General features: G+C 70.7%; 9 protein-coding genes. 7 read left to right on the forward strand and 2 right to left on the reverse strand.

All coding sequences use genetic code 11. The annotated features are described in order from the left end of the window. The 5 genes from tsaB to ACZ6Z4_RS38700 are packed head-to-tail and all read left to right on the forward strand — an operon-like array spanning position 1 to position 3,358. Positions 1-669, forward strand: a complete 669-nt coding sequence (gene tsaB / locus ACZ6Z4_RS38680) for a tRNA (adenosine(37)-N6)-threonylcarbamoyltransferase complex dimerization subunit type 1 TsaB (RefSeq protein WP_363676975.1) — start codon at positions 1-3, stop codon at positions 667-669. Continuing rightward, entirely contained in the window at positions 666-1,094 is a 429-nt protein-coding gene (locus ACZ6Z4_RS38685; RefSeq protein ID WP_465577520.1) for a GNAT family N-acetyltransferase, read from the forward strand. Before tsaB ends, ACZ6Z4_RS38685 begins: the two co-directional genes overlap by 4 nt. Beyond that, the gene (gene tsaD / locus ACZ6Z4_RS38690) at positions 1,091-2,143 is read left to right on the forward strand and encodes a tRNA (adenosine(37)-N6)-threonylcarbamoyltransferase complex transferase subunit TsaD (RefSeq protein WP_465577523.1); all 1,053 of its coding nucleotides are present in this window, start codon (positions 1,091-1,093) and stop codon (positions 2,141-2,143) included. Before ACZ6Z4_RS38685 ends, tsaD begins: the two co-directional genes overlap by 4 nt. Before the next feature lie 40 nt (positions 2,144-2,183). After that, on the forward strand, positions 2,184-2,624 hold the full coding sequence (locus ACZ6Z4_RS38695) for a GNAT family N-acetyltransferase (protein ID WP_465577528.1): 441 nt from the start codon (positions 2,184-2,186) through the stop codon (positions 2,622-2,624). Continuing rightward, entirely contained in the window at positions 2,621-3,358 is a 738-nt protein-coding gene (locus ACZ6Z4_RS38700) for an alpha/beta hydrolase family protein (protein ID WP_465577534.1), read from the forward strand. The genes ACZ6Z4_RS38695 and ACZ6Z4_RS38700 overlap by 4 nt, the downstream gene beginning before the upstream one ends. On the opposite strand, the gene ACZ6Z4_RS38705 is transcribed toward ACZ6Z4_RS38700, so the two are convergent. Together ACZ6Z4_RS38705 and ACZ6Z4_RS38710 are read right to left on the reverse strand one after the other, a co-directional pair. Beyond that, positions 3,355-4,248 carry a phosphotransferase enzyme family protein gene (locus ACZ6Z4_RS38705; RefSeq protein WP_465577539.1) on the reverse strand — a complete coding sequence of 298 codons (894 nt, stop codon included), beginning with the start codon at positions 4,246-4,248 and terminating at the stop codon, positions 3,355-3,357. The two genes, ACZ6Z4_RS38700 and ACZ6Z4_RS38705, sit on opposite strands and share 4 nt — an antisense overlap. Then, positions 4,245-5,192: an LLM class flavin-dependent oxidoreductase gene (locus ACZ6Z4_RS38710; protein WP_465577542.1), complete on the reverse strand. Its 948-nt coding sequence runs from the start codon at positions 5,190-5,192 to the stop codon at positions 4,245-4,247. Before ACZ6Z4_RS38710 ends, ACZ6Z4_RS38705 begins: the two co-directional genes overlap by 4 nt. A 75-nt stretch (positions 5,193-5,267) precedes the next feature. Between ACZ6Z4_RS38710 and ACZ6Z4_RS38715 the strand changes: the two genes are divergently transcribed. Together ACZ6Z4_RS38715 and tyrS are read left to right on the forward strand one after the other, a co-directional pair. Continuing rightward, complete coding sequence (locus ACZ6Z4_RS38715) at positions 5,268-6,305, forward strand: App1 family protein (protein WP_465577545.1); 1,038 nt, start codon at positions 5,268-5,270, stop codon at positions 6,303-6,305. Between the two features lie 76 nt (positions 6,306-6,381). Beyond that, entirely contained in the window at positions 6,382-7,665 is a 1,284-nt protein-coding gene (gene tyrS, locus ACZ6Z4_RS38720) for a tyrosine--tRNA ligase (RefSeq protein ID WP_465577548.1), read from the forward strand. The last annotated feature ends 406 nt before the right edge of the window (positions 7,666-8,071 follow it).

Consider the following 8,071-nt stretch of genomic DNA (forward strand, 5'->3'; position numbering starts at 1 on the left):
GTGCTGCTTGCTTTTGACACCTCCAGTGCGGCCGTGACCGTCGCTCTGGCCGACCCGGTCTCGGGTGCGGTCGTCGGGTCGTCGACCGCCGTGGACGCGCTGCGGCACGGCGAACTGCTGGCGCCGGCGATCGCCGAAGTACTGGCTGCCGCTGGGGCCGGGGTGAAGGACCTGACGAAGATCGCGGTCGGCGCCGGGCCGGGCCCGTTCACCGGGCTGCGGGTCGGGCTGGTGACCGCGCGGACGATGGGAGACGTGCTCGGCATCGAGGTCGTCGGCGTCTGCAGCCTCGACATCCTCGCGAAGCAGTCGAATCTCGCGCTGCCGGTCGCGGTCGCGACCGATGCCCGGCGCAAGGAGATCTACTGGGCCCTGTACGACGGCCCGGCCGCCGACGGTAGCCGGCGCCGGCTGGAAGGACCGGCGGTCGACAAGCCTGCCGACGTTGCGCACGTGCTGTCCGGTCTGCCGGTGATCGGCCGCGGTGCGGTGCTGTACGGCGAGGTGCTCGGCGTCGACACCACCGATGTCCTCGAGTACCCGTCGGCCGAGGTCCTGGCCACCGGTGTGGCGACCGGGACGCTGCAGGTCACCGCGCCCGACCCGCTCTACCTCCGCCGCCCGGACGTCACCATGTCCGGCGGCCCGAAAAGCGTGCTCCCCAAGTGACCCGCCCGGCCACCCTGTCCGACCAACCGGCTGTCGAGGCGCTCGACTCCGCGTGCTTCCCGAAGGACACCTGGAGCAGCAGCTCCTGGAGCGACGAGTTCACCCGGTCCGACCGGCGGATCTTCGTCGCGGAACGCGGTGCGCTGGCCGGGTACGTCGTCCTGCTGGTTCCGCCGCTGGAGGACGAGCCCGTCGACCTGCTGCGAATAGCCGTGGACCCGGCGTACCGGCGTACGGGGGTGGCCAGGGAGTTGCTGGAGGCAACGCTCGGCGCCCGCACCGTGCTGCTGGAGGTGGCCGCGGGCAACGCGGCGGCGATCGGGCTGTACACCGGGTTCGGGTTCGAGGAGATCAGCCGGCGGCGTGGGTACTACGGCGGCGGCGAGGACGCGATCATCATGCGACGCGCAGGAGAAGGACAGTGACTGAGAACGAACCGTTGATCCTCGGGATCGAGACGTCGTGCGACGAGACCGGCGTCGGCCTGGTCCGCGGCCACACGCTGCTGGCGGACGCGATCGCGTCCAGCGTCGACGAGCACGCCCGCTTCGGCGGCGTCGTCCCGGAGGTGGCCAGCCGCGCGCATCTGGAGGCGATGGTCCCGACCATCCGCCGCGCCTGCGAGACGGCCGGGGTGAAACCGTCCGACGTCGATGCGATCGCCGTCACCAGCGGGCCCGGCCTGGCCGGCGCGCTGCTGGTCGGCGTCGCGGCCGCGAAGGGTCTGGCGCTGTCGTTGGACAAGCCGCTGTACGGCGTGAACCACCTGGCCGCGCACGTCGCCGTCGACACCCTCGAGCACGGTGAGCTGCCGAAGGGCGCGATCGCGATGCTCGTCTCCGGCGGGCACTCGTCGCTGCTCGCGGTCGAGGACATCACCGACGGCGTCGAGCCGATGGGCAGCACCATCGACGACGCCGCGGGCGAGGCGTTCGACAAGGTCGCCCGCGTTCTGGGGCTGCCGTTCCCGGGCGGTCCGTATGTCGACAAAGCGGCACGCGACGGCGGCGACCGGGCGTACGTGACATTCCCGCGCGGGCTGACCAGCCAGCGCGACCTCGAGCGGCACCGGTTCGACTTCTCGTTCTCCGGGCTGAAGACGGCTGTCGCCCGGTGGGTCGAGGCGAAGCGGCGGGACGGCGAGGACGTGCCGGTGAACCATGTCGCGGCGGCGTTCCAGGAGGCGGTCTGCGACGTGCTGGTCCGCAAGGCGATCGACGCCTGCAAGGACCGCGGCTACGAGCACCTGCTGATCGGCGGCGGTGTGGCCGCGAACTCGCGGCTGCGGCAGATGGCCGAGGAGCGCTGCTCGGCGGCGGGCATCGCCGTACGGGTGCCGCGGCCGGGGCTGTGCACGGACAACGGCGCGATGGTCGCGGCGCTCGGGTCGGAGCTGGTGCGGGCCGGGAAGATGCCGTCGCCGCTGGGGCTGCCGGCCGACTCGTCGATGCCGATCACGACGGTTCTGAACTGATTCTTCTTTAGGCTGAGGCGCGACGAGTGGGGGAGAGCTGATGCAGTGGACTTCAGGTGACTTCGTTGCCGACGACAACCCGGAGCGACTCGACCTGGACCTGATGCACGGGTACCTGCGGACGTCGTACTGGTCGCCCGGGGTGCCGCGCGAGGTGGTCGAGAAGGCGGTCGCGAACAGCCTGTGCGTCGGGGTGTACGCGGCCGACGGTGCACAGGTCGCGTTCGCGCGGGCGGTGACGGATCGGGCGACGTTCGCGTGGATCGCCGACGTGTTCGTGGTCGAGTCGGCACGCGGGCACGGCCTCGGCCGGTTCGTCGTGTCGACGCTGCTGGAGCACCCGGAGCTGCAGGGGCTGCGGCGGATGATGCTGGCCACGGCGGACGCGCACACGCTGTACGAGTCGTACGGCTTCACCGCGCTGGACAAGCCGGACCGGTTCCTGCACATCGCCCACGACCCGACGGTCCTGTACCAGTGAGTGCCCCGGGCATCGACCTGGTCGCCGCGCCGCGCGGCGCGCGTGATCTGGTCCTGCTCGCGCACGGTGGCATGGAGAACTCGACCGCCGACCCGCACAGCTGGCGGGCGCCGATCCTGCGGATGTGGCCGTTCGCGGCGGTCGCCCGGAAGGCGGCGCCGGGGGTCGCGGTGGGGTTGATGCGTTTTCGGTATCAGGGCTGGAACGGGGCAGCTGCTGATCCTGCCGTGGACCTTCGAACTGTTCTCGACCGACTTTCCTTCGATCGGGTCATCCTCATCGGCCACTCCATGGGCGGCCGGGCGGTTGTTGCTGCAGGCAACCATCCGCTGGTCTCCGGCGTCCTCGGCCTGGCCCCCTGGCTGCCCGAGGGCGAACCCCTCGTCCACCTCCGCGGTCCGGTCGCGTTCGCCCACGGCACCGCCGACCGGATCACCTCACCCCACGGCACCGCGGCGTACACCAAACGCCTGCGCGCCGAGGGCATCCCCGTCGCCCTGCTCACCCTCCCCGGCGAGAAGCACGCGATGCTCCACCGGGCCCCCGACTGGAACAAGATCGTCCGCGACTTCGTCACCCACGCGGTCAACGGCACCGAACCGGCAGGCATGTCCTTCACCACCGCCGACCACACCGACGAGGTGCCCCACCCTCACTCCGGCGACGCCGCCCCCGCCGCGATCGCCGACATCGCCCGCACCCGCCTCACCCTCCGCGTCACCGAACGCCTCTAGGGCCGGAGCTTCCCGAACAACTCCCGCAGCAGCCCGTAGTACTCGTCGTCGTCCTCCCCACCGAACGCCGTCACCTCCGCTCTGAGCCGATGCCGAATCAGCTGCACGAGCATTTCGTCGTCCAGCTCACCCGCCGTCCCACCCTCGTCGTGGTACCAGGCAACGAACAGCTTCGCCCGGCTCAGATCGGTCGACCAGTGCTCCCCGAACTCCCGTGCCGCCCCCGCGAGCTCGACCTCGGGAGCACCCACCCACGCCTCGTCCCAGTCGATCACTCCGGTGATCCGCCCACGGTCGACCAGCAGGTTCCCCCGGTAGTAGTCCCCGTGCAGCGGCTGCTGCCGCCTGCTGAACGACTGGAGCCACCGATCCAGCTCCTCGTCCGGCAGCACACCAGTGGTCGCCTCCAGGTACGACGGCTCCGGTCTGGCCGGCAGCACCACGTCCCGCAGCCCGTGGTGCAGCCGCGCAAGCAAGCGCGCGGCCTGCTCCACCTCAGCCGGCTCGTCGTTGTCCAACCACCTGCCGGCCACCAGCGGCCACACACTGACCGGCCGCCCAGCAACCCGTACGACGCTCGCGCCGCTGGTGGTCCGAAGTGGCACCACCACCTCGTCGACCCCAGCAGCGCCCGCAACCTGGTGACACCACTCCATCAGGTCGCTCCCACGCGAGACCGGCCCGATCCGCACCACCACGCCGCCGGTCCCAGCCACCCCGCCGTCGAGCCCACCCCCGTCCGCCACCCCGCGGACCCCACCCGCGTCCACCTTGTACGCAGCCGACTCCTCGCCGCCCGTCAGGCGCTCCACCGAGCCCGTCGAGATCGCCCACTCGGCCTCCACCGTGCGGGCGATCTCCGGCGTCCACGGGACCTCGGCGTACGTCATCTGTTCGCGAGCGCCAGCACCTGCTCCAGCTGCGGCAGCCCGTGCTCGACCTCCGGGTCCGGGAACAGCCCCACGTGGTGCACCCCAGCGGCCTCCAGCGCGTCCAGGTGCGCAGCCGCGTCGTCGAGCGTCCCGATCGGCCCGAGCTCCACCCACCAGTCGGTCGGCATCGACACCAGTCCCGGCACACCCAGCTCGTCGTACCGACGCAGCAAGTCGTCGTAGAACGGCAGCGAAGGCAGCGCGGGGTTGCGCTCCTCGATCAGCCCGGCCAGCCATGGCGCGGTCCACTCGTACGCGGTCTTCCGGTCGCGCCGCACGCAGAACGCACTGAAAGCCGCCACCACGAACCCCTCCGGCGATCCAGCATGCTCCACCGACGCCCGCACGTACGACGGCGACGCCGGCTCCGCCAGCACCACTCCGCCGGCGACCCGCCCGGCCAGCGCCAGCGACTTCGGCCCGCGGACGCCGAGCAGGATCGGCGGCGCCTCGGCGGGAGGAGCGTCGAGCTTCACCTTGTCGAGGAAGACGGTCCTGCCCTCCATCGACACGTTCTCCCCGGCGAGCAGCCGGGTGACCGCGACGGTGACCTCGTCGAGCGCGGTCAGCGGCGACTTCGGGCGGACGCCCATCTGACCCATCCACTCCTGCACGCCGTGCCCGATGCCCGGCAGGAAGCGGCCGGGCGCGAGCGCGCAGAGCGTCGCGATCTCCATCGCCGTCACGGCCGCCGTACGGGCGACGGCGGGCAGGATCCCGAGCCCGACCGTCAGCCGTTCGGTGACGCTGAGCGCGGCCGCCGACAGCGACGGCCCGGAGGTGTAGAAGCAGTCCTCGATGATCCACAGCTCGTCGGCTCCGCCGGCCTCCAGCCGGCGCGCGACGTCGGTGACCAGCGCCGCCGGCCAGGTCCGCGGGAAGCACATTCCGATCGATGTCATACCGGGAACGTAAAGGTCTGCACCGACAGCCGTCCCGGCAGGCGTATCAGACCTGTGGACGGGTAGGTTCGGGACATGGCCCGTCCGCACTACTCCTCCCGGCTGGAGGACTGGTTCAACCTCGGGATCGGCGCGCTCCTGCGCCGGCGTGGCTGGCGGGAGCGGATCATCCCGCACGTCGGCTACGGCAACGCCGAGTACGTCCGCGTGCTGGCCCGGGTGGTGCTCAGCCGCGACCCGCGCAACCAGCCCCGGTACGACGAGGACCAGGTGGTGCGCGGCTGGCGGGTGTTCGTCACCGCGCCGGCCACCAAGGTGAAGGTGTCGGTGACGGTGGCCGGGCAGAGCTTCGACGCGCTGACCGACCGCGGCGGGTTCGTCGACCTCGCCGTACCGGTGGTGCTGCCGCCGGGCTGGCACGAGATCAGCCTCGGCGTGCACGGCGAGCGGCAGGCCCGCGGCAAGGTGTTCGTGCCGGATCCGGACGCCACCTTCGGGCTGGTCAGCGACATCGACGACACGGTGATGCTGACGATGCTGCCGCGGCCGCTGATCGCCGCGTGGAACACGTTCGTCCGCGAGGAGCAGGCGCGTCGCGTCGTACCGGGGATGGCGGAGATGTACGCCGAGCTGCTCACCGACCAGCCGGGCGCCCCGATCTTCTACCTGTCGACCGGCGCCTGGAACACCGCACCGACGTTGACCCGCTTCCTGGCCCGGCACGGGTACCCGGCCGGCCCGCTGCTGATGACCGACTGGGGGCCGACCAACACCGGCTGGTTCCGCAGCGGGCAGGAGCACAAGCGCACCGCGCTGCGCCGGCTGGCCAAGGAGTTCCCCGCGGTCCGCTGGGTGCTGGTCGGTGACGACGGGCAGCACGACCCGCAGCTGTACGGCGACTTCGCGCAGACGCACCCCGACCACGTCCGGGCGATCGGGATCCGTCAGCTGACCCCTGCCGAGCAGGTGCTGTCGCACGGTCTCCCGGTGCCCAACCCGGACCCGGGGGCGCACGACCCGCAGCGGCCGACCGCCGCCACCGTGCACGGCCCGGACGGGCACGCGCTGGTGGCGCAGCTGCGCGCCGTACTGTCGCGGCCGGAGGCCATGTAGGCGGACCGCTCGTGCCGGGCGCGGTCGCGCCTGGCAGGCTTGGGGTGTTCCGACGTACCCGAGGAGAGAACCGACAGTGACCGACAGCGCAGCCCGCACGCAGGTGCTCGACGACCTGGACAGCCGCGGCCTGATCGCGCACTCCACCGACCGGGACGCCCTGCGGGCGTCGATGGCGGAGGGACCGATCACCTCGTACGTCGGTTTCGACCCGACCGCGCCGAGCCTGCACATGGGGAACCTGCTGCAGCTGCTGACGCTGCGCCGGCTGCAGCTCGCCGGGCACAACCCGATCGGCCTGGTCGGTGGCGCCACCGGACTGATCGGTGACCCGAAGGAGACCTCCGAGCGGGTGCTGAACCCGAAGGACGTCGTCCAGCAGTGGGTGGAGCGGGTCCGCGGCCAGGTGGAGCGGTTCCTGGACTTCGACACCTCGCTGCCGAACCCGGCGCGGATGGTGAACAACTACGACTGGACCAAGGACCTCAACACGCTCGACTTCCTCCGGGACATCGGCAAGCACTTCCCGGTGAACCGGATGCTCGGGCGCGAGGTCGTGAAGGCCCGGCTCGAGCAGGGGATCAGCTACACGGAGTTCAGCTACGTGCTGCTGCAGTCGCTGGACTACCTGGAGCTCTACCGGCGGTACGGGTGCACGCTGCAGACCGGTGGCAGTGACCAGTGGGGGAACCTGACCGCTGGGGTGGAGCTGATCCGGCGTACGGAGTCGGGGAAGGCACACGCGCTGGCGACGCCACTGGTGACCAAGGCGGACGGGACCAAGTTCGGCAAGACCGAGTCGGGCACTGTGTGGCTGGACCGGGAGCTGACGTCGCCGTACGCGTTCTACCAGTTCTGGTTCAACACCGACGACCGGGACGTGATGCAGCTGGTCCGGTACTACACGTTCCGGACGGCGGACGAGATCGCGGAGCTGGAGAAGGCCACCGCTGACCGGCCGTTCGCGCGGGAGGCCCAGCGCGTGCTGGCCGAGGACGTGACGACGCTGGTGCACGGTGCGGGGGAGACCGCCCAGGTGCAGCTGGCCGCGAAGGCACTGTTCGGGCAGTCGGACCTGCGGGAGCTCGACGGGGAGACGCTGGTGGCCGCGCTGAAGGAGGCGCCGCACACGGAGGTGTCCGCCGCGGCGATGCCGACAGTGGCAGACCTGCTGGTGCAGACCGAGCTGGTGGCGAGCAAGTCGGCCGCGCGCCGGACGGTGTCCGAAGGTGGCGCGTACCTGAACAACGAGAAGGTCAGCGACGCCGACTACGTACCGACGGCCGACGACCTGCTGCCCGGTGGCGCCCTGGTGCTGCGGCGCGGGAAGCGTTCGTTCGCAGGGGTTCTGGCCGGCTGACGTATCCCACGCGGTCGATGCCGGAGGCAAATTACACCGCTGTGATGCTGGCCACCGGACGCCGATTTGACCGGCTACCTCGTCGCCACGTACTGTTCTTCTTGTTGGAGCGAGGCGCGGGACGCGAAAGCGGCCGGTCGCTCCGAACCCCCCAGAAGTTAGCGCAGTCGAAACGCGTCTCCGGACTCGGGTCGGCCCATCTGGCGCGGGGGATCTGGTCAGAAAAATCAAGTCTTGACTTGGTGGATCTGGTCCGGTAGAGTAACGCAGGTTGCCCCGGAGTCCTGGCCGAAAGGTCACCGACGCGGTGTGCGTCCGATTCTTGAGAACTCAACAGCGTGCCGAAAGTCAATGCCGAAATTTAGCATTAACCCCCATTCACGGGCCATGGTTCATGGTTTTGTGA

The sequence above is a fragment of the Kribbella sp. NPDC104740 genome (genome assembly GCF_055583505.1).

What these genes read in the sequence shown, in the direction of transcription:
- ACZ6Z4_RS38695 (WP_465577528.1), top strand. Translation starts at nt 2,184, where the DNA reads ATGCAGTGGACTTCAGGTGACTTCGTTGCCGACGACAACCCGGAGCGA.
- ACZ6Z4_RS38715 (WP_465577545.1), top strand. Translation starts at nt 5,268, where the DNA reads ATGGCCCGTCCGCACTACTCCTCCCGGCTGGAGGACTGGTTCAACCTC.
- ACZ6Z4_RS38710 (WP_465577542.1), bottom strand. Translation starts at nt 5,192, where the DNA reads ATGACATCGATCGGAATGTGCTTCCCGCGGACCTGGCCGGCGGCGCTG.
- ACZ6Z4_RS38705 (WP_465577539.1), bottom strand. Translation starts at nt 4,248, where the DNA reads ATGACGTACGCCGAGGTCCCGTGGACGCCGGAGATCGCCCGCACGGTG.